We start from the raw sequence: 23,471 nt of genomic DNA on the forward strand, positions 1-23,471 counted from the left end.
CACTCGATGTGGTCGACGAGAGCGAGCGCGCCCGGCTCGACGGGTGGGGCAACGAGGCCGTCCTGGCCGAGCCGATGGAACCCGTGTCGGTGGTGGGGTTGTTTGCGGCGCAGGTGGGGCGGACTCCGGATGCGGTGGCGTTGACGTTCGAGGGCGAGTCGATGACCTACCGCGAGCTCGATGAGGCGGCTAACCGGTTGGCGAACCTGTTGGTGGAGTGTGGTGCCGGTCCGGGACAGGTTGTGGCGCTGTTGTTGTCGCGGTCGGCCGAGGCGGTCGTGGCGATTGTGGCGGTGCTCAAGTCCGGGGCGGCCTACCTGCCGATCGATCCCGCGCTGCCGGGGGCGCGGGTGGAGTTCATGGTGGCCGACGCGGGCCCGCGGGTCGCGGTCACCACGGCCGAGCTGGCCGGCAGGTTGGCCGGCTTCGACCTGACCGTGGTCGATGTCGGTGATCCGGCGGTGGCGGGGTGGCCCAGCAGCGCGCCGGCTGCGCCGGGGCCGTCGGATCTGGCGCACATCATTTACACGTCGGGTACCACGGGTGTGCCCAAAGGTGTTGCGGTGAGCCAGCACAACGTGGCGCAGTTGTTTGACGGGTTGGATCTTGGGTTCGCGCTGTCGGCCGGGCAGGTGTGGACGCAGTTTCATTCGTATGCGTTCGATTTCTCGGTGTGGGAGATCTGGGGGCGTTGCTGCACGGTGGGCGGTTGGTGGTGGTGCCCGAGGCGGTGTCGCGTTCTGCTGAGGAGTTTCATGCCCTGTTGATTCGTGAGGGTGTCACGGTGTTGACCCAGACCCCGTCGGCGGCTGCGGTGGTGTCCGCGGAGGGCCTGGACGGTACGGCGTTGGTGGTCGGGGCCGAGCCCTGCCCGCCCGAGTTGGTGGACCGGTGGGCGCCGGGGCGGGTGATGGTCAACGTTTACGGCCCCACCGAGACCACCATGTGGGTCTCGCACAGCACGCCACTGACCCCCGACCTCGGCGCACCACCAATCGGGTCACCGGTGACCCGCGCGGCGTTCTTCGTGCTGGACGAGTGGCTGCGCCCGGTGCCCGCCGGCGTGGTCGGGGAGCTCTATCTCGGCGGTGAAGGCGTGGGCGTCGGGTATTGGCGTCGGCCCGGGCTGACCGCGTCGCGGTTCATCGCCTGCCGGTTCGGGCAGGCGGGCACCCGGATGTATCGCACCGGCGACCTCGTCTGCTGGGGTCGCGACGGGCAGCTGCGCTACTTCGGCCGGGCCGACGAGCAGGTCAAGGTGCGTGGCTATCGCATCGAGCTGGGCGAAATCCGCACCGCACTAGCCGAATTGGACGGCGTTGAACGGGCGGCGGTGCTGGTTCGTGAAGATCGTGTCGGCGACAAGCGCGTCGTCGGCTATGTGACTGGAGCCGCTGACCCGGCCGACATTCGGGCCCGGTTGGGTCAGCGGCTCCCCACATATATGGTGCCCGCGGCGGTGGTGGTGCTCGACGCGCTGCCGGTGACGCTCAACGGCAAGCTGGACACCCGCGCCCTGCCCGCCCCCGAATATCAGGGCGGCCACGGCTACCGCGCACCGGAAACCGCCATCGAGGAAATCCTGGCCGGCATTTTCGCCCGGGTCCTCAACGTCGACCGTGTCGGCATCGACGACTCGTTCTTCCACCTCGGCGGCGACTCCCTGTCAGCGATGCGGCTCGTCTCCGCAATCAACACCGGACTGGACGCCCATCTGGGCGTGCGGATCCTGTTCGAGGCGCCCTCCGTCGCCGAACTGGCGCCGCATGTTTGCGGAGGCGGGAGCAAGCTCGCCCGGGTGGTGGCGGCCGACCGGCCGACCGTGGTGCCGTTGTCCTTTGCCCAGTCGCGACTCTGGTTCCTCGACCAGCTGCACGGGCCGTCGCCGGTGCACAACATGGCGGTGGCCCTGCGGCTGACGGGACGGTTGGACGCCGACGCGATGGGCGCCGCCCTGGGCGACGTGGTAGCCCGCCACGAAAGCCTGCGAACCGTCTTCGTCGCGGACCAGGGGACACCCCGGCAAGTGGTGGTCCGGGCCGACGGCGCCGAAGTCGGCTGGCAGGTCATCGATGCCTGCGGGTGGCCGATAGAGCGACTGAGCGAAGCCATCGACACCGTGGCACGGCACCGTTTCGATCTGTCCAACGAAATCCCGTTGCGAGCAATGCTTTTGCGCCTCGCCGACGACGACCACGTGTTGGTTGCGGTGGCCCACCACATTGCCGCCGACGGATGGTCACTCACCCCGCTGGTGCGGGACCTGGGCATCGCGTACGCCGGCCGGTGCGGCGGCCGTGCGCCGGATTGGGCGCCGTTGGCGGTGCAGTACGTGGACTACACGTTGTGGCAGCGGGCCCAATTCGGTGACCTGGACGATCCATCCAGTCCGATCGCCGGGCAGCTGGGGTATTGGCAGCGGGAGTTGGCTGGATTGCCCGAACGCGCTGAGTTGCCGACGGACCGGCCGTATCCGTTGGTGGCCGATTATCGCGGGGCCAGCGTGGACATCGACTGGCCCGCGCAGTTGCAGCAGCAGGTGCGTGCGGTGGCGCGGGCGCACAACGCGACCGAGTTCATGGTGATGCAGGCCGCGCTGGCGGTGCTGCTGGGCAAGCTGAGTGCGAGTTCGGATGTGGCGGTGGGCTTTCCGATCGCCGGTCGAAGCGATCCCGCGCTGGACGACGTGGTGGGGTTCTTCGTCAACACGTTGGTGCTGCGGGTGGACCTCGGCGGTGACCCCAGCGTCGCCGAGCTGCTGGACCGGGTGCGCCAGCGCAGCCTGGCCGCCTACGAACACCAGGACGTGCCCTTCGAGGTACTCGTCGAACGGCTCCATCCCGCCCGCAGCCTCGCGCATCACCCGCTGGTCCAGGTGGTGCTGGCCTGGCAGAACCTGCCGTGGCAGCACGACGGCCCGGCCGCCGGCCTGGAACTCGGCGACGTGCGGGTCACCCCGTTGCCGCTGGACACCCAGGTTGCCCGGATGGACCTGGTGTTCTCGCTCGCCGAACGCTGGACCGACGACGGCCAACCCGCCGGCATCGGCGGCGCGGTCGAGTTCCGCACCGACGTCTTCGATCCGTCGAGCATCGAAACGCTGATCGAGCGGTTTCATCGGGTACTGACGTCGATGACCGCCGATCCCGCGCAACGGCTTTCGTCGATCGACCTGCTCGATGACGCCGAGCGTGAGCTGCTCGACGCGGCCGGCAACCGCGCGGTCGTCACCCTGCCGCCCATGGCGTCGGTGTCGATTCCGGCGTTGTTCGCCGCGCAGGTGGCGCGCGCCCCGGGAGCGGTGGCGGTCACCTGCGGTGCGCGGTCGCTGACTTACCGCGAGGTCTACGAGTCCACAAATCGATTGGCGCACTTGCTTTTCGAGCGGGGCGCCGGACCGGGCGAGCGCGTCGCGGTGGTGATCCCGCGGTCGGCCGACGCGATCGTCGCGATCCTGGCGGTGCTCAAGACGGGGGCGGCCTACGTGCCGATCGACCCGAGCGTGCCGGCGGCCCGGTTGGACTTCGTGCTCCGTGATGCCGAGCCGATCGCGGCGGTGACCACCGCCGAGGTGCGCTCCCGGCTGGACGGGTTCGGCGGGGCGATCATCGACGTCAATGACCCGGCCCTGCGCACCCGGCCCGCCACCGGCCTGCCGGTGCCGGCCGCCGACAGCATCGCCTACATCATCTACACCTCCGGCTCGACCGGCGTTCCCAAGGGGGTGGCGGTCACCCACCGCAGCGTCACCCAGCTCTTGGACGCGATAGACGCCGGGCTGAGCCCGGGCGAGGTCTGGAGCCAGTGCCATTCGCTGGCGTTTGACTTCTCGGTCTGGGAGATCTTCGGTGCGCTGCTGCGCGGCGGTCGGCTGGTGGTCGTGCCCGACGCGGTGGTGCGTTCGGCTGAGGACCTGCATGCGTTGCTGGTGCGTGAGCAGGTCAGCGTGCTGAGTCAGACGCCGTCGGCGTTTTATGCGTTGCAGAGCGCCGATGCGTTGGCGCCGGAGTTGGGTGAGCAGTTGAAGTTGCAGACGGTGGTCTTCGGTGGTGAGGCGCTGGAGCCGCGTCGGTTGTCGACGTGGTTGCACCGGCATCCGGGGCTGCCCCGGATGGTCAATATGTATGGCATCACCGAGACCACGGTGCACGCGTCGTTCCGCGAGATCGTCGACGCGGACATCGACAACAACGTCAGCCCCATCGGGGTTCCCCTGCCGCACTTGGGCTTTTTCGTGATGGATGGCTGGCTGCGTCAGGTGCCGGTCGGTGTGGTCGGTGAGCTGTATGTCGCAGGCGGTGGGCTGGCCACCGGTTATGTGGGCCGCCCGGACCTGTCGGCCACGCGGTTCGTGGCCTGCCCGTACGGGGCGCCGGGTGCGCGGATGTATCGCACGGGTGATCTGGTGCGCTGGGGCGCCGACGGGCAGCTGCAGTACCTGGGCCGCTCCGACGAACAGGTCAAGGTGCGTGGGTATCGCATCGAGTTGGGCGAAATCCGTGCGGCGCTAAGCGATCTGGACGGCGTCGAGCACGCGGCGGTGATCGCCCGCGAAGACCGGGCCGGCGAGAAGCGTCTCGTCGGCTATGTAACCGGAGCCGCTGATCCGACCGACATTCGGGCCCGGTTGGGTCGGCGGCTCCCCACATACATGGTGCCCTCGGCGGTGGTGGTGCTCGAGGCCCTGCCGCTGACGGTCAACGGCAAGCTGGACACCCGCGCGCTGCCGGCGCCGGAATACTCCGACGCCGATCGTTACCGGGCCCCGGTGAGCGCCATCGAGGAGATCCTGGCCGGCATCTACGCCCAGGTGCTCGGTGTGGAGCGGGTCGGTGTCGACGACTCCTTCTTCGACCTCGGCGGCGATTCGCTGTCGGCGATGCGCCTGATCGCGGCGGTGAACACCGCGCTGAATGCCGGGGTTTCGGTGCGGACGCTGTTCGAGGCGCCCACCGTGGCCCAGCTGGCGCCGCGACTCGGCGACGGCGGTGTGCGCAGTGCCCGCGTGCTGGCGGGTCCACGACCGGCGTCGGTGCCGTTGTCGTTCGCGCAGTCCCGGTTGTGGTTCATCGACCAGTTGCAGGGGCCCTCGCCGATGTACAACATGCCGGCGGCACTGCGCATGTGCGGCCGATTGGACGTGGAGGCCCTGCATGCCGCGCTGATCGATGTGGTGGCACGGCACGAGAGCTTGCGCACGGTGTTTCCCGTCTCCGACGGGACACCGCGGCAGGTCGTGATACCCGCTGAACGGGTGGACGTCGGGTGGGACGTAGTTGATACCGCCGGTTGCTCACCGGCACGGATGAAGGAGGCAGTTGATGCCGCGGCAAGTCACGTATTTGACCTCGCAACCGAAATACCCATACAAGCAAAGCTATTCCGTCGCGGCGATGACGAGCATGTGTTGGTGGCGGTGGTCCATCATATTGCTGCGGATGGTTGGTCGCTGAACCCACTCGTGCGCGATCTCGGGGTCGCGTACGCCGGCCGGTGTGCCGGCCGTGCGCCGGATTGGGCGCCGTTGGCGGTGCAGTACGTGGATTACACGTTGTGGCAGCGGGCCCAATTCGGTGACCTGGACGATCCATCCAGTCCGATCGCCGGGCAGCTGGGGTATTGGCAGCGGGAGTTGGCTGGATTGCCCGAACGCGCTGAGTTGCCGACGGATCGGCCGTATCCGTTGGTGGCCGATTATCGCGGGGCCAGCGTGGACATCGACTGGCCCGCGCAGTTGCAGCAGCAGGTGCGTGCGGTGGCGCGGGCGCACAACGCGACCGAGTTCATGGTGATGCAGGCCGCGCTGGCGGTGCTGCTGGGCAAGCTGAGTGCGAGTTCGGATGTGGCGGTGGGCTTTCCGATCGCCGGTCGAAGCGATCCGGCGCTGGACGATGTGGTGGGGTTCTTCGTCAACACGTTGGTGCTGCGGGTGGACCTCGGCGGTGACCCCAGCGTCGCCGAGCTGCTGGACCGGGTGCGCCAGCGCAGCCTGGCCGCCTACGAACACCAGGACGTGCCCTTCGAGGTACTCGTCGAACGGCTCCATCCCGCCCGCTCCCTCGCCTATCACCCGCTGGTGCAGGTGATGCTCGCCTGGCAGGGCAACGACCCCACGCAGCTGAACCTGGGTGGCCTGCAGGTCACCGCCGAGCCCGTCCAGACCCACACCGCCCGTGTGGATTTGACGTTCTCGATGTCCGCCCGCTGGGGTGAGGACGGCGGGCCGGCCGGGATCGGCGGAACGGTCGAGTTTCGCACCGACGTGTTCGACGCGGACACCATCCGCACCCTGACCGAACGACTGCGTCGGGTATTGGTCGCCCTGACCGAGGATCCGCGCCGCCGCCTCTCGTCGATCGACGTGCTCGAGAACAACGAATGCGAGCGACTGACCGCGTTGGGTAATCGGCCCGCCCTGGGTCGGGCGTCGGCGCCGGTGTCGGTGGTGGGGTTGTTTGCGGCGCATGTGGGGCGGACTCCGGATGCGGTGGCGTTGACGTTCGAGGGCGAGTCGATGACCTACCGCGAGCTCGATGAGGCGGCTAACCGGTTGGCGAACCTGTTGGTGGAGTGTGGTGCCGGTCCGGGACAGGTTGTGGCGCTGTTGTTGTCGCGGTCGGCCGAGGCGGTCGTGGCGATTGTGGCGGTGCTCAAGTCCGGGGCGGCCTACCTGCCGATCGATCCCGCGCTGCCGGGGGCGCGGGTGGAGTTCATGGTGGCCGACGCGGGCCCGCGGGTCGCGGTCACCACGGCCGAGCTGGCCGGCAGGTTGGCCGGCTTCGACCTGACCGTGGTCGATGTCGGTGATCCGGCGGTGGCGGGGTGGCCCAGCAGCGCGCCGGCTGCGCCGGGGCCGTCGGATCTGGCGCACATCATTTACACGTCGGGTACCACGGGTGTGCCCAAAGGTGTTGCGGTGAGCCAGCACAACGTGGCGCAGTTGTTTGACGGGTTGGATCTTGGGTTCGCGCTGTCGGCCGGGCAGGTGTGGACGCAGTTTCATTCGTATGCGTTCGATTTCTCGGTGTGGGAGATCTGGGGGGCGTTGCTGCACGGTGGGCGGTTGGTGGTGGTGCCCGAGGCGGTGTCGCGTTCTGCTGAGGAGTTTCATGCCCTGTTGATTCGTGAGGGTGTCACGGTGTTGACCCAGACCCCGTCGGCGGCTGCGGTGGTGTCCGCGGAGGGCCTGGACGGTACGGCGTTGGTGGTCGGGGCCGAGCCCTGCCCGCCCGAGTTGGTGGACCGGTGGGCGCCGGGGCGGGTGATGGTCAACGTTTACGGCCCCACCGAGACCACCATGTGGGTCTCGCACAGCACGCCACTGACCCCCGGCCCCGGCGCACCACCAATCGGGTCGCCAATCTCTGGGGCGGCCCTGTGCGTGCTGGACCAGTGGCTGCGCCCGGTGCCGATCGGTGTGGTCGGGGAACTGTACGTCGCCGGTGCCGGGGTGGGCGTCGGCTATCTCGGCCGGGCGGGACTGTCGGCGTCGCGATTCGTGGCCTGCCCGTTCGGCGCGCCCGGCCAACGCATGTACCGTACCGGGGACCTGGTGCGGTGGGGGGCCGATGGACAGCTGCGCTACTTCGGTCGGGCCGACGAGCAGGTCAAGGTGCGTGGCTATCGCATCGAGCTGGGCGAAATCCGCACCGCACTAGCCGAATTGGACGGCGTTGAACGGGCGGCGGTGCTGGTTCGTGAAGATCGTGTCGGCGACAAGCGCGTCGTCGGCTATGTGACTGGAGCCGCTGACCCGGCCGACATTCGGGCCCGGTTGGGTCAGCGGCTCCCCACATATATGGTGCCCGCGGCGGTGGTGGTGCTCGACGCGCTGCCGGTGACGCTCAACGGCAAGCTGGACACCCGCGCCCTGCCCGCCCCCGAATATCAGGGCGGCCACGGCTACCGCGCACCGGAAACCGCCATCGAGGAAATCCTGGCCGGTATTTTCGCCCGGGTCCTCAACGTCGACCGTGTCGGCATCGACGACTCGTTCTTCCACCTCGGCGGCGACTCCCTGTCAGCGATGCGGCTCGTCTCCGCAATCAACACCGGACTGGACGCCCATCTGGGCGTGCGGATCCTGTTCGAGGCGCCCACCGTCGCCCAGCTGGCGCCACGCGTGGAGGCCGGTGTCGGTCGCGCGGACCGGTTGGCGCCCACCGAGCGACCCGCGCTGCTGCCGTTGTCGTTCGCCCAGTCCCGCCTGTGGTTCATCGACCAATTCCAGGGACCGTCGCCGGTGTACAACATGGCGGTCGCCCTGAAACTCAACGGGCCGGTGAATACCGACGCGATGGGCGCCGCCCTGCGCGACGTGGTAGCCCGCCACGAAAGCCTGCGAACCCTGTTCGTCGCACCCGAAGGCACACCCCAGCAGGTGATCGTCGCGCCCGAGCGCAGCGACGTCAGCTGGCAGGTCGTCGACGCCACCCGCTGGCCGGCGTCCTGGCTGGCGGAGGCGACCCAGGAGGCGGCCCGCTACACTTTCGACCTCGCGAACGAAATTCCCTTGCGGGCATGGCTTTTCCAGACGGGCGACGACGAGCACGTCTTGGTGGCGGTCGTACACCACATCGCCGCGGACGGGTGGTCGCTGACGCCGCTCGTCCGCGACCTGGGGGCGGCCTATGCCATCAGGTCCACCGGACGGACACCCGATTGGGCGCCGCTGCCGGTGCAATACGCGGATTACACGCTGTGGCAGCGGGCCCACTTCGGCGACCTGGAGGATCCGGCCAGCCCCATCGCCGGGCAGCTCGCCTACTGGGAACAAGCCCTGGCCGGGCTGCCCGAACATGTTGAGCTGCCCACGGATCGGCCGTATCCCTTGGCGGCCGATTACCGCGGATCCAGTGTCGACGTGCAATGGCCGGCCGAACTTCAGCAACGGGTCGCCCGCCTGGCGCATACCCACAACGCGACCGGTTTCATGGTCGTCCAGGCCGCGCTGGTGGTGCTGCTGGGCAAGCTGAGTGCGAGTTCGGATGTGGCGGTGGGCTTCCCGATCGCCGGTCGAAGTGATCCGGCGCTGGACGATGTGGTGGGGTTCTTCGTCAACACGTTGGTGCTGCGGGTGGACCTCGGCGGTGACCCCAGCGTCGCCGAGCTGCTGGACCGGGTGCGGCAGCGCAGCCTGGCCGCCTACGAACACCAGGACGTGCCCTTCGAGGTACTCGTCGAACGGCTCAACCCGTCCCGCAGCCTGGCTCACCACCCGCTGGTCCAGGTGATGTTGGCCTGGCAGAACAACGATCCCGTCGACCTGAGCCTCGGCGACGTGCAGGTCACCCCGCTGCCCCTGGAGACCCAGGTCGCCCGAATGGACCTGGTGTTCTCGCTCGCCGAACGCTGGACCGACGACGGACAACCCGCCGGCATCGCCGGAACCGTGGAATTTCGCACCGACGTCTTCGATGCGGCCAGCATCGAGACGCTCGTCGCGCGATTGCGGCAGGTGCTGTCGGGCATGGCCGACGACCCTGCCCGGCCGCTGTCGTCGATCGACATCCTCGACGCGTCGGAACACACCCGGCTCCATGAGATCGGCAACCGCGCGGTCTTGGCCCGGCCGCCGAGGGGGACGGTCTCGATCCCCGCACTGTTCGCCGGCCAGGTCGCTCGCACGCCGGGGGCGGTGGCGATCACCTGCGGGCGACGGTCGTGGACCTACCGCGAGCTCGATGAGTCGGCGAACAGGTTGGCGCACATGCTCGTTGGCCGCGGCGCGGGCCCGGGCCGACGGGTGGCGGTGATGATCCCGCGGTCGGCCGACGCGATCGTCGCGATCCTTGCGGTGCTCAAGACAGGCGCGGCCTACGTGCCAATCGACCCGGCTCTACCGCTGGCCCGCATCGAATTCATGCTCACCGATGCCGCTCCGATCGCGACGGTCAGCACCGCCGAATTCCCTGCCCGACTTGATATTTCCGGTCCGCTCATCGATATCGACGACCCCGGCGTGCGCACCCATCCCAGCACCGGGCTGCCGGCGCCGACGGCGGACAACATCGCGTACGTCATCTACACCTCGGGGACCACGGGCACCCCCAAGGGGGTCGCGGTCACCCACCACAACGTCACCCAGCTGCTGCAGTCGGTGGATGCTCAGCTGGGCCTGGGGCAGGTCTGGAGCCAGTGCCATTCCCTGGCGTTCGACTTCTCGGTGTGGGAACTCTTCGGGTCCCTGCTGCGAGGCGGGCGTCTCGTCGTCGTTCCCGACCAGGTCGTCCGATCGCCAGAAGACCTGCACGCCTTACTGATCGCCGAACGGGTCAACGTCTTGAGCCAAACCCCGTCGGCGGCGGCGGTACTGCCGTCCGATGGCCTGGAATCGGTGGCGCTGATCGTCGGCGGTGAACCGTGCCCGCTGGAGGTGATGGATCGGTGGGCGCCCGGGCGCGTGATGGTCAACCAATACGGCCCCACCGAGACCACGATGTATGCGGCGATGACCGTGCCGCTGACCGCGGGCCTCGATTCGGTGCCGATCGGCTCGCCGGTTCCCGGCGCCGCGCTGTTCGTGCTGGATCACTGGCTGCGTCCGGTGCCGCCCGGCGTGGTGGGGGAGCTGTACATCGCGGGGCGGGGCGTCGCCACCGGTTATCTCGGCCGGGCCGGCCTGACGGCATCGCGGTTCGTCGCCTGCCCGTTCGGCGGCTCCGGCGCGCGCATGTACCGCACCGGGGACCTGGTGCGCTGGGGCGCGGACGCGCAGCTGGACTATCTCGGGCGCGCGGACGAACAGATCAAGATCCGCGGCTACCGCATCGAGCTGGGCGAGATACACTCTGTGCTCACCGAATTGGAGGGCATCGAGCAGGCCGCGGTCATCGCCCGCGAGGACCATCCGGCCGCCGTGCGGCTGGTGGGGTATGTCACCGGGACGGCCGACCCGTCCGAGGTGCGGTCGCAACTCGCCGAACGGTTGCCGCCCTACATGGTGCCGGCCGCCGTCGTGACGCTCGACGCACTGCCGCTGACGGTCAACGGCAAGCTCGACACCCGCGCCCTGCCCGCCCCGGACTACGGCATCAACGAATATCGGGCCCCGGCCGACGCGATCGAAGAGATCCTGGCCGGCATCTACGCCCAAGTCCTCGGCCTCGAGCGGGTCGGCATCGACGATTCGTTCTTCGACCTGGGCGGGGACAGCATCTTGTCGATGCAGGTGGTGGCCCGCGCCCGCGCCGCCGGCGTAATGTGCCGGCCGCGCGATGTTTTCGTCGAGCAGACGGTGGCCCGGTTGGCCCGGGTCGTCACGCTGACGACCGCCGAAGACGACGCGGCCGACGACGGGGTCGGGCCGGTGCTGGCCACCCCCATCATGCGCTGGCTGCGGGACATGGACGGTCCGATCGAGCAGTTCAACCAGACCATGGTGCTGTCGGCCCCAGCGGAGGTGGGCCAGGCCGACGTGCAGGTCGTGCTGCAGGCGCTGCTGGATCGGCATCCCATGCTGCGGCTCTGCGTCGACGACGACGGAGCCGGCGGGTGGTCGCTTGAGGTTCCCGAGGCGGGCGCGGTGGACGCCCGCGCCTGCCTGCGGACCGTCGACGTGCTCTCCGATGCGGCCGTGAGGCAGGCCCGGTCGCGGCTGAACCCGGGCGCCGGGGCGATGGTGAGCGCGGTATGGGCCAGTGCGACAAACGAATTGGCGCTGATCATTCACCACCTGGCCGTCGACGCCGTCTCGTGGCGGACCTTGATCGAGGACATCAACGTCGTTTGGGCGCAGCACCACAGCGGTCAGCGCATCGAGCCGCCCGCGGGCGGCACGTCGTTCGCGCGCTGGTCGTCGCTGCTGGCCGACCATGCACGGAGCCCCGCGGTGCTCGACCACGCGGACGCGTGGCGGCGGATCACGCAGACTCCTGCGCTGTTGCCTGCCGTCCAGCCGGACGATACCTACGAGACGGCCGGGCAGCTGTCGGCATCGTTGGACGTCGAGACGACGCATCAGCTGCTGGCAACGGTGCCCGCCGCGTTTCACGCTGGGGTGCAGGACATCCTGCTGATCGCCTTCGGGATGGCGGTCAGCGAATTCCTGCAGACGACGGCGCCCATCGGCATCGACATCGAGGGTCACGGGCGCGCCGAGCAGCTCGGCCCGCATGTCGACTTGTCGCGCACCGTCGGCTGGTTCACCGCCAAGCATCCGGTGGCGCTGGAGGTCGGGACGCTGGACTGGGCACGCGTGGTGGCCGGCGAGGCCGCCCTGGGTGCGGTGATCAAGGACGCCAAGGAGCAACTGCGCGCCCTGCCGGACGGCCTGAGCTACGGATTGCTGCGCTACCTGAATCCCCAGTCGGGGCTTGCCGATCCGGATCCAGTTATCGGGTTCAACTATCTGGGCCGGCTCGGTGGCGGGGCCGCCGGGTTGTCCGACGACGTGTGGCAGCCCAGCCCGAACAGTCCTTCGCTGAGCTCCGCGGCCGCCGCGCTGGGGCTTCCGTTGCCGCACACGGTGGAGCTCAACGCCGGCACCATCGACACCGAGGATGGCCCGCACCTGCGGGCGAATTGGACGTGGGCGTCCTCGGCGCTGACCCATGATCAGGCAACGCGGTTGAGCCGGTTGTGGTTTGAGGCGCTCGCCGGAATCTGCGCGCATGTGCGCCGCGGTGGCGGCGGGCTGACCCCGTCCGACATCACGCCCGCCCGCCTGAACCAGCGCCAGATCGACCAACTCGAACGGCGATACGACGTCGCCGACATCTTGCCGCTGACCCCGCTGCAGCAGGGACTGCTGTTCCATGCGACCGCCACGCAGGGCGCCGCCGACGTGTACGCGGTGCAGCTGACCATCACGCTGCGCGGCGCCCTGGATTCGCAACGGCTGCACCGGGCGGTGCACACCGTCATCACCCGCCATCCCAACCTGGCGGCCCGGTTCGATTCCGAATTCGGCGATCCCCTGCAGATCGTCCCGCCGCCCCGGACCTCGCCTGGCAGTATGTCGAGATCCGCGACGGCGACGTCGAGGAGAGGGTTTACCAACTGTGCGCCGCCGAGCGCGTCGCGGCGCGCAGTCTCGGCGAGGAACCGCCCTTCCGCACCGCGCTGATCCGCACGGCGGGCGACGAATACCGGTTCGTCCTCACGGTGCACCACATCGTGATGGACGGCTGGTCGCTCCCGGTCCTGCTGCGGGAGATCTTCGCCTGCTATTACGGGTCGCGGCTGCCCGCGGTGGCGCCCTATCGAAGCTTTGTCACCTGGCTGGCCGACCGAGACCTGCCCGCCGCGCGGCTGGCGTGGCGCGAAGCGCTCGACGGGTTCGACACCCCAACCCTGGTGGGGCCGGCGGGCCGCGGGGAGCTCGGACCGCGCGGCGTCGCCGAGCTACACTTGTCCGCCGAAACTACGTGTGCACTAAGCGAACTCGCGCGTTCCTGCCGCACCACCGTCAACACCGTGCTGCAGGGCGCATGGGCGCAGCTGCTGATGCTGCAGACCGGCCAACGCGACGTCGCCTTCGGCACCGCCGTCTCGGGCCGGCCGGCCGACCTGCCCGGCGCCGAATCCATGGTGGGCCTGCTGATCAACACCGTGCCGGTGCGCGCCCGCGTCACGGCGATCACCACCGTCGCCGAATTGCTGAACCAGCTGCAACGCGCCCACAACGACACCCTCGAGCATCAGCACCTGGCGCTCAACGAGATTCACCGCATCACCGGGCACGACCAGTTGTTCGACAGCCTGCTGGTGTACGAGAACTATCCCGTCGACGCCGCCACGCTATCGGCAGCCGGCGACCTGACCGCCACCGCGTTCACCAGCCACGAATACAACCACTACCCGCTGTCGCTGCAGGCCGTGCCGGGCGACGAACTCAGCCTGCGTGTCGAATTCGATGCCGACGTGTTCGACGCCGCCGCCATCGACAAGCTGACCACACGGCTGCGGCGGCTGTTGGTGGCCATGGCCGCCGACCCGGCCCGGCCCGTGGCGGCGCTGGACGTGCTCGACGACACGGAGCGTGCCGAGCTGGCGCGGTGGGGGAATCGGGCGGCCTTGTCCGGCCCGGCAGGCGCGGCGGCGTCGCTCCCGGAGCTGTTCGCCGCGCAGGTGACCCGGGTCCCCGGCGCGGTCGCGGTGACCTTCGAAGGCCGCTCGATGACGTATCGCGAACTCGACGAGGCGTCGAACCGCCTGGCGCACCTGCTGCTCGACCAGGGAGTCGGCGCGGGAGACGTTGTGGCGCTGCTGTTTCCCCGGTCGGCCGAGGTGATCGTGGCGATGCTGGCGGTCTTGAAGGCCGGGGCGGCGTATCTGCCGATCGACCCGGCGCTGCCGGAAACCCGGATCGGCTTCATGATCGACGACGCCGCACCGACCGCCGCGATCGGCACGACAGAACTGCGGTCGCGGCTGGCCGGCTTCGCCCTGCCGGTCATCGAGGTCGGTGGCACCGTCGCACCGGACCACCCCAACGCCGCGTTACCGGCTCCCGCGGCCGCGAACGTCGCGTACGTCATCTACACGTCGGGCACCACCGGCGTCCCCAAAGGTGTTGCCGTCACGCACCGCAACGTCACCCAGCTGCTGCCGGCGCTGCACGCGGCGCTGCCCGCGGCGGGCGTGTGGTCGCAGTGCCACTCCTACGGCTTCGACGTCTCGATCCAGGAGATCTGGGGCGCCCTGGCCGGCGGCGGGCGGCTGGTCATCGTGCCCGAGTCGGTGACCCGCTCCCCGGATGAGCTGCACGCCTTGTTGATTGCCGAGCGGGTGAGCGTGCTCAGCCACACCCCGTCGGCGCTGGCGGCGCTGTCGCCGCAGCATCTGGACACCGCGCTGATCATCGGCGGCGAACCCTGCCCGCCCGCCCTCGCCGACCGGTGGGCGCCGCGGCGGGTGATGATCAACGCCTACGGCCCGACCGAGACCACGGTGGACGCGGTCCTCAGCGCGCCGCTGGCCGCGGGTGGGGGAGCACCACCACTCGGCTCGCCGGTGTCGGGGGCGGCCCTGTTCGTGCTGGACGGGTGGCTGCGGCCGGTGCCCGCCGGGGTGATCGGCGAGCTGTACGTCGCCGGTGCCGGTGTGGCCGTCGGTTATGCGCGCCGGGCGGGCCTGACCGCATCGCGGTTCGTGGCCTGCCCGTTCGGCGGTGTCGGCGCGCGCATGTACCGGACCGGGGACCTGGTGCGCTGGGCCCGGACGGCCGGCTGCACTACGTCGGGCGCGCCGACGAGCAGGTGAAGATCCGCGGCCATCGCATCGAGCTCGGCGAAATACGCAGTGCCCTAGCCGAATTGGATGGCGTCGGACAGACGGTGGTGATCGCCCGCGAGGACCGGCCCGGCCAAAAGCGGATCGTCGCCTACCTCACCGGGACCGCCGAGGCGGCCGACGTCCGCGACCGGCTCGCCGCGCGGCTGCCGGCCTACATGGTGCCGGCCGCGGTGATCGCCATCGAGGCAGTGCCGTTGACACCCAACGGCAAACTCGATGCTCGCGCGCTCCCCGCACCCGAACACACCGCCGGCGCCTATCGCGCCCCGTCCGGCGCGGTCGAGGAGATCCTGGCCGGCATCTACGCCGACGTCCTCGGGCTGGAGCGGGTCGGCGCCGACGATTCGTTCTTCGATCTGGGCGGAGATTCGCTGTCGGCGATGCGGGCGATCGCCACGATCAACGCCACGCTCGACGCCCACGTCGGGGTGCGGATGTTGTTCGAGGCACCCACGATTGGCCAGTTGGCGTCGCGTATCGGCACGGGCGGTGGGCGGCTCGACGGTGTGGTGGCGCACCAGCGCCCCGCGGTGCTGCCGCTGTCGTTCGCCCAATCGCGGCTGTGGTTCATCGACCAACTGCACGGTCCCTCCGCGGTGTACAACATGGCGGCGGCGTTGCGGCTGAGCGGACGCCTGGAGGCCACCGCCCTCGGGGCGGCGCTGCGAGACGTCGTCGCGCGCCACGAAAGTCTGCGCACGGTGTTCGCCGCCGTCGAGGGCGTGCCCCAGCAGGTGGTGCTGGCCCCCGAGCGGGCCGACCTCACCTGGCGAGCCATCGACGCCACCGGCTGGTCGCCGGCCCGGCTGGAGGACGCCATCCGCGACACGGCGCGGCACACGTTCGACCTGGCAACCGAAATCCCGTTGCGCGCAGAGCTGTTCCGTGTCGGCGACGAGGAGCATGTCCTGGTCGCCGTGGTGCACCACATCGCCGCCGACGGGGGATCGCTGACCCCGCTGGTGCGCGATTTGGCGGTGGCCTACGCCAGTCGCGTGGCCGGCGACGCCCCGGACTGGGCGCCGCTGCCGGTGCAGTATGTCGACTACACGCTCTGGCAGCGCGCCCATTTCGGTGACTTGGAAGATCCGGACAGCCCGATCGCGGCGCAGCTGGCGTACTGGGAACAGGAGCTGGCCGGGCTGCCCGAGCGCCTCGAGTTGCCCACCGATCGGCCGTATCCGTTGGTGGCGGACTACCGCGGGGCGAGCGCGCCCGTGGAGTGGCCGGCGGAGTTGCAGCAGCGCGTTCGCGCGGTGGCTACTGCGCACAACGCGACCACCTTCATGGTGGTGCAGGCCGCCCTGGCGGTGCTGCTGGCCAAGGTCAGCGCGAGTTCGGATGTGGCGGTGGGGTTCCCGATCGCCGGACGGCGCGATCCGGCGCTGGACGACGTGGTGGGCTTCTTCGTCAACACACTGGTGTTGCGCGTCGAGGTGGGCGCGGATCCGACCGTCGCCGAAATCCTGGCCCAGGTTCGCCGACGCAGCCTGGCCGCCTACGAGCATCAGGACGTGCCCTTCGAGGCGCTGGTGGAGCGACTGAACCCCACCCGAAGCCTCGCGCATCATCCGCTGGTGCAGGTCATGCTGGCCTGGCAGAACACCGGGGCCACCGACCTGAGTCTCGGCGACGTACGGGTGACCCCGCTGCCGGTCGACACCCGCACCGCCCGCACCGACCTGGCGTGGTCGCTCGCCGAACGCTGGACCCCCGACGGGCAGCCCGGCGGGATCGGCGGGGCCGTCGAGTTCCGCACCGACGTCTTCGACCCCGCCACCATCGAGACCCTGATCGGGCGTTTGCGCAGGGTGCTGGACGCGATGACGGCCGACCCCACCCGTCGACTGTCGTCGATCGACGTGCTCGGCGCCGGCGAGCGCACCCGCCTCGATGAGATCGGCAACCGGGCGACCCTGTTCGAGCCCCGCGTCGAACCGCCGTCGATCCCGGCGTTGTTCGCCGACCAGGTGGCGCGCAGCCCGCACGCGGTGGCGCTGACGTGGCAAGGCCGATCGACGACGTATCGGGAGCTCGACGAGTCGGCAAACCGGCTGGCGCACCGGCTGATTGACGAGGGCGCGGGCCCCGGGCAATACGTGGCCGTGCTGATGGAGCGCTCCGCGCAGGCCGTCGTCGCGATCCTTGCGGTGCTCAAGACGGGGGCGGCCTATCTGCCGATCGATCCCGCGGCCCCGCGCAACCGGGTCGGGTTCATGCTCGCCGACGCCCGGCTCGTCGCCGCGATCAGCACCGCCGCCCTGCGGTCGGTGCTGGACGGGTTCGGCGTGGCGGTCATCGACGTCGACGAGGCCGCCGCGCACGCCCGGCCGTACAGCGCACTGCCGCCGACGGCTGCCGCGGACATCGCCTACGTCATCTACACCTCCGGCACGACCGGAACCCCGAAGGGCGTCGCCGTCACACACCGCAACGTCGCCGAGCTGCTGGGCTCGGTGCGCGGCCGGCTAACCTCGACGACCGGGGTGTGGAGCCAGTGCCATTCGCTGGCCTTCGACTTCTCGGTGTGGGAGATCTTCGGCGCGCTGCTGCACGGCGGACGACTGCTGGTCGTGCCCGACGACGTGGTGCGCTCGCCGGAAGACCTGTGCGACTTGCTGATCGACGAAGACGTCAGCGTGCTCAGCCAGACACCGTCGGCGTTCTTCGCCCTGCAAAGCGCCGACGCCTCGCGGTCGGGACGCCGGCTCAGCCCGCACACCGTGGTGTTCGGCGGCGAGGCGCTGGTTCCGCAGCGCCTGGGCAAATGGGTGCACAACCATCCGCGACACCCGCGACTGGTCAACATGTACGGCATCACCGAGACCACGGTGCACGCCTCGTTCCGCGAGATCGTCGAGGCTGACATCGACGGCCATGGGAGCCCGATCGGAAAACCGTTGGCGCATCTCGGTTTCTTCGTGCTGGACGCGTGGTTGCGGCCGGTGCCCGCCGGTGTGCTGGGCGAGCTGTATGTGGCCGGGGCCGGAGTGGCCGCCGGCTATCTGGGCCGGGCCGGCTTGACGGCGTCGCGGTTCGTGGCCTGCCCGTTCGCCGGCGGCGGGGCGCGCATGTATCGCACCGGCGACGTGGTGTGCTGGGGCCACGATGGGCAGTTGCAGTACGTCGGCCGCGCCGACGATCAGGTCAAGGTGCGTGGCTATCGCATCGAGCTCGGTGAAATCCAGAGTGCGATAACCGAATTGGAGGGGGTTGGGCAGGCCGCGGTGATCGCCCGGGAGGACCGGCCCGGCGAGAAACGGCTCGTCGGCTATGTCACCGGCACCGCCGATCCCGCCGAGGTGCGCGCCCAACTGGCCGAGCGGTTACCGGCCTACATGGTGCCGGCCGCCGTGGTGGCCATCGAGGCATTGCCGCTGACACCCAACGGCAAACTCGATGCTCGCGCCCTGCCCGCTCCGGACTACCACGGCATCGATCAGTACAGCGCCCCGACCACCGCCGTCGAGCGGACCATGGCAGACATCTACGCCCACGTGCTGGGCGTCGACCGCGTCGGTATCGACGACTCCTTCTTCGATCTCGGTGGCGACTCGCTGTCGGCGATGCGCCTGGTCGCCGAGGTCAACACCAATCTCGATGTGCACCTTGGTGTTCGGGCCCTGTTCGAAGCGCCCACCATCCGCCGCCTGGCGGCGCGCCTGGGCGACGGCGGCGGAGACCGCCTCCCGCTGGTCGCCGGTGCGCGGCCGGAGGTGGTGCCCCTGTCGTTCGCCCAGTCGCGGCTGTGGTTCATCGGCCAGCTGCACGGGCCGTCACCGGTGCACAACATGGCGATGGCCCTGCGGCTGCACGGACGTCTGGACGGCGACGCGTTCGGCGCCGCGCTGGCCGACGTGGTGGCCCGGCACGAAAGTCTGCGCACCCTCTTTCCGGCGCACGGGGGCATACCTCAGCAGCTGGTGGTCGAGGTGGACGACGCCGACTTCGGTTGGCAGATCAGCGATGCGCGCGGGTGGTCGTCGACCCGGCTGAGCAAGGCCATCGACACCGTGGTGGCCCACCGCTTCGACCTGGCGACCGAGCTCCCGTTGCGCGCGCTGCTGTTCCGGCTCAACGACAACGAGTACCTGTTGGTGGCCGTGCTGCACCACATCGCCGCCGACGGCTGGTCGCTGACCCCGCTGGTGCGGGATCTGGGGGAGGCCTACGCCAGCCGGGTGCTCGGGGACGCGCCGGACTGGGCGCCGCTGCCGGTGCAGTATGTCGACTACACGCTGTGGCAGCGCGCGCAATTCGGCGAATTGCAGGATCCGCACAGCCTGATCGCCGGGCAGTTGCGGTACTGGGAGCACACCCTGGCCGGAATGCCCGAGCGGCTGGAGTTGCCGACCGATCGGCCGTATCCGTTGGTGGCCGATTTCGCCGGGGCGAGTGTGGCCGTGGATTGGCCGGCGGAGTTGCAGCAGCGGGTTCGCGCGGTGGCCACTGCGCACAACGCGACGAGCTTCATGGTGGTGCAGGCCGCCCTGGCGGTGCTGCTGGCCAAGGTCAGCGCGAGTTCGGATGTGGCGGTGGGGTTCCCGATCGCCGGGCGGCGCGATCCGGCGCTGGACGACGTGGTCGGCTTCTTCGTCAACACCCTGGTGCTGCGGGTCGACCTGGCCGGTGATCCCACCATCGCCGAGGTGCTGGCGCACGTGCGGGCGCGCAGCCTGGCCGCCTACGAGCATCAGGACGTGCCCTTCGAGGTCCTCGTGGAACGGCTCAACCCCACCCGAAGCCTGGCGCATCATCCGCTGGTGCAGGTCATGCTGGCCTGGCAGAACACCGACTCGGCGGAGCTGAGCCTGGGCGATGTGCGGGTCACCCCGGTGCCGGTCGACACCCGCACCGCCCGAATGGATCTCGCGTGGTCACTGGCGGAGCGCTGGACCCCCGACGGGCAGCCCGGCGGGATCGGCGGAGCGGTGGAGTTCCGCACCGACGTGTTCGACACGGCCACCATCGAAGCGCTCGTCACCCGGTTGCACCGGGTGCTGACGGCCATCACGGCCGACCCCGCCCAGCGGTTGTCGTCGATCGACGTGCTCGGCGCCGACGAGCACACGCGCCTCGACGCCATCGGCAACCGGGCCGCGTTGACGCGTCCGTCGCACCGGCCGGCGTCGATCCCGGAGGTGTTCGCCGGGCACGTCGCGCGCACGCCCGAGGCCGTGGCCATCCGCTACGGCGCGTGCTCGTGGACGTACCGCGAACTCGAGGAACACGCGAACCGGTTGGCGCACGTGCTCGTCGACCACGGCGCGGGGCCGGGACAGTGCGTGGCGCTGCTGCTGGAACGCTCGGCCCGGGCCGTCGCCGCGATCCTGGCCGTGCTCAAGACCGGCGCCGCGTATGTGCCGATCGACCCGGCCCTGCCGGCGGCGCGGATCGAGTTCATGCTCACCGACGCCGCGCCGACGGCGGTGCTCACCACCGCCGAATCGCGTTCTCGGATAGGCGATTCCGGCCCGCTGGTCATCGACATCGACGATCCGGCGATCCAGGCTCGGCCCACGACGGCGCTGCCGGCACCGGCACCGCATGGGGTCGCCTACACGATCTACACCTCCGGTACCACCGGCGTTCCCAAGGGCGTGGCGGTCACCCACCACAACGCCACCCAACTGTTCGCGTCGCTGGGCGCCGCCGGTCTGCCGGCGGCGCCGGGCAAGGTGTGGAGCCAGTGCCACTCGCTGGCCTTCGACTTCTCGGTGTGGGAGATCTTCGGCGCGCTGCTGCACGGCGGACGGGTGCTGGTGGTGCCCGACGAGGTGGTGCGCTCGCCGAAAGACCTGCACGCCTTGCTGGTCGCCGAGGGCGTCGACATGCTGACCCAGACGCCGTCCGAGGCGGGGATGCTCGCGACCGACGGCCTGGACTCGACGGTGTTGGCCGTCGCGGGTGAGGCCTGCCCGACCGAACTGGTGGATCGGTGGGCCGCCGGGCGTGTGATGGTCAACGTCTACGGCCCCACCGAGATCACCATCGTCGCGGCCGTCAGCGCACCGTTGGTGCCGGGCCCCGAGGTACCGCCGATCGGTTCGCCGCTGTCGGGCGCGGCGCTGTTCGTGCTCGACGGATGCCTGCAACCGGTGCCCGCGGGGGTGGTCGGCGAGCTGTACGTGGCCGGCGGCGGTGTCTCCACCGGTTACCTGCGCCGGTCCGGCCTGACCGCGTCGCGGTTCGTGGCGTGCCCGTTCGGCGGGACCGGTGCGCGCATGTATCGCACCGGGGACCTGGCGTGGTGGGGCACCGACGGGCAACTGCGCTACGCCGGGCGCGCCGACGAGCAGGTCAAGATCCGCGGCTACCGCATCGAACTCGGCGAGATCCAGGCCGCCCTGGCCGCGCTGGACGGCGTGGACCGGGCATTCGTGATCGCCCGCGAGGACCGGCCCGCCGCCTTGCGGCTGGTGGGCTACGTCACCGGAACGGCCAACCCGGCCGAGATCCGCACCCTGCTCGCCGAGCGGCTGCCGGCCTACATGGTGCCCGCCGCGGTGGTGGTGTTGCCGGTGCTGCCGTTGACACCGGGCGGCAAGCTGGACACCCGCTCGCTGCCGGCGCCCGACTACCAGGGCGCCGACGACTACCTCGCCCCGGCCACCGCGGTCGAGGAGATCCTGGCCTGGCTCTACGCCCAGGTGCTGGGCCTGGAACGGGTCGGGGTCTCCGAGTCGTTCTTCGACCTGGGCGGGGATTCGCTGTCGGCGATGCGTCTGGTCGCCGCGATCTACAACGCCCTGGACATCCACCTGCCGGTACGGGCCGTCTTCGAGGCGCCCTCGGTGCGCAGCCTGAGCCAGCAGCTCAACGCCGATCACGGTGCGGCAGAAGGCCTTCGGGCCGACTTCGCGTCCGTGCACGGCCGCGACGCGACCGAGGTGTACGCCAGCGATCTCACGCTGGACAAGTTCATCGACGCCCCGACGCTGTCGGGCGCGGCGGCGCTGCCGGGGCCGGGCGCACAGGTGCGCACGGTCCTGCTGACCGGGGCCACCGGCTTCCTCGGCCGCTACCTGGTGCTGCAGTGGCTCGAACGGCTGGAGCTGGCCGACGGGAAGTTGATCTGCCTGGTGCGTGCCACCTCGGACCAGGACGCGCGGCGCCGCCTCGAAAAGACCTTCGACAGCGGCGATCCCGCGCTGCTGCGCTACTTCCACGAACTCGCCGACGACCATCTCGAGGTCATCGCCGGCGACAAGGGCCGGGCCGATCTCGGTGTGGACGAACAAACGTGGCGGCGGCTGGCCGACACCGTCGACCTGATCGTGGACTGCGCTGCCGTGGTCAACGGCGTGCTGCCCTACAGCGAGCTGTTCGGCCCCAACGTGGCCGGTACCGCCGAGCTGATCCGGTTGGCGCTCACCACCAAACTCAAGCCGTACACCTATGTCTCGACGGCCAACGTCGGCGACCAGATCGACCCCTCGGCGTTCACCGAGGACGCCGACATCCGGACCGCCGGCCCGATCCGCACCATCGACGGCAGCTACGGCAACGGCTACGGCAACAGCAAGTGGGCCGGCGAGGTGTTGCTGCGGGAGGCCAACGACCTGTGCGGGCTGCCGGTTTCGGTGTTCCGCTGCGACATGATCCTGGCCGACACCACCTACGCCGGACAGCTGAACCTGTCGGACATGTTCACCCGGATGGTGCACAGCGTGGTGGCCAGCGGGGTCGCGCCGCGCTCGTTCTACGAGCTGGACGCGCAGGGCAACCGGCAGCGCGCGCATTTCGACGCCCTGCCCGTCGAGTTCGTCGCCGAGGCGATCACCACGCTGGGCGCCCAGGTGATGGACGGGTACGAGACCTATCACGTGATGAATCCCCACGACGACGGCATCGGGCTCGACGAGTACGTCGACTGGGTCGTCGAGGCCGGCTACCCGGTGCGGCGAGTCGACGACTTCACCGAATGGCTGCAGCGGATGGAGGCCGCCCTGCACGCGCTGCCCGAGCGGCAACGCCACCAGTCGGTGCTGCAGCTGCTGCAGTTGCGCAGCGCCCAGCACGTGCCGCCGGCGGACCCCGCTCGCGGGTGCCTGGCGCCGACCGACCGTTTCCGCGCCGCGGTGCAGGAAGCCAAAATCGGCCCCGACAACGACATCCCGCAGATCAGCCCGTCGGTGATCGTCAAATACGTCACCGACCTACAACTGCTCGGACTGCTCGAGCCACCGGGCTGACGTCGCGGCCGCGCCGCGATAGCGTGGCTGGTGATGATC

2 pseudogenes are annotated in these 23,471 nt (G+C 69.9%); both read left to right on the forward strand.

Features of this window, described 5'->3' with window-relative positions:
• Positions 1 to 2: 2 nt before the first annotated feature.
• Positions 3 to 22,046, forward strand: a pseudogene (locus tag B9D87_RS27690) (amino acid adenylation domain-containing protein); the annotation flags it as partial.
• Positions 21,939 to 23,432, forward strand: a pseudogene (locus B9D87_RS27910) (thioester reductase domain-containing protein); the annotation flags it as partial. The pseudogenes B9D87_RS27690 and B9D87_RS27910, both read left to right, overlap by 108 nt.
• Positions 23,433 to 23,471 lie beyond the last annotated feature (39 nt).

Origin of the sequence: Mycobacterium colombiense CECT 3035 (assembly GCF_002105755.1) — a bacterium.
In the GTDB taxonomy this organism is placed as follows: Bacteria; Actinomycetota; Actinomycetes; order Mycobacteriales; family Mycobacteriaceae; genus Mycobacterium; species Mycobacterium colombiense.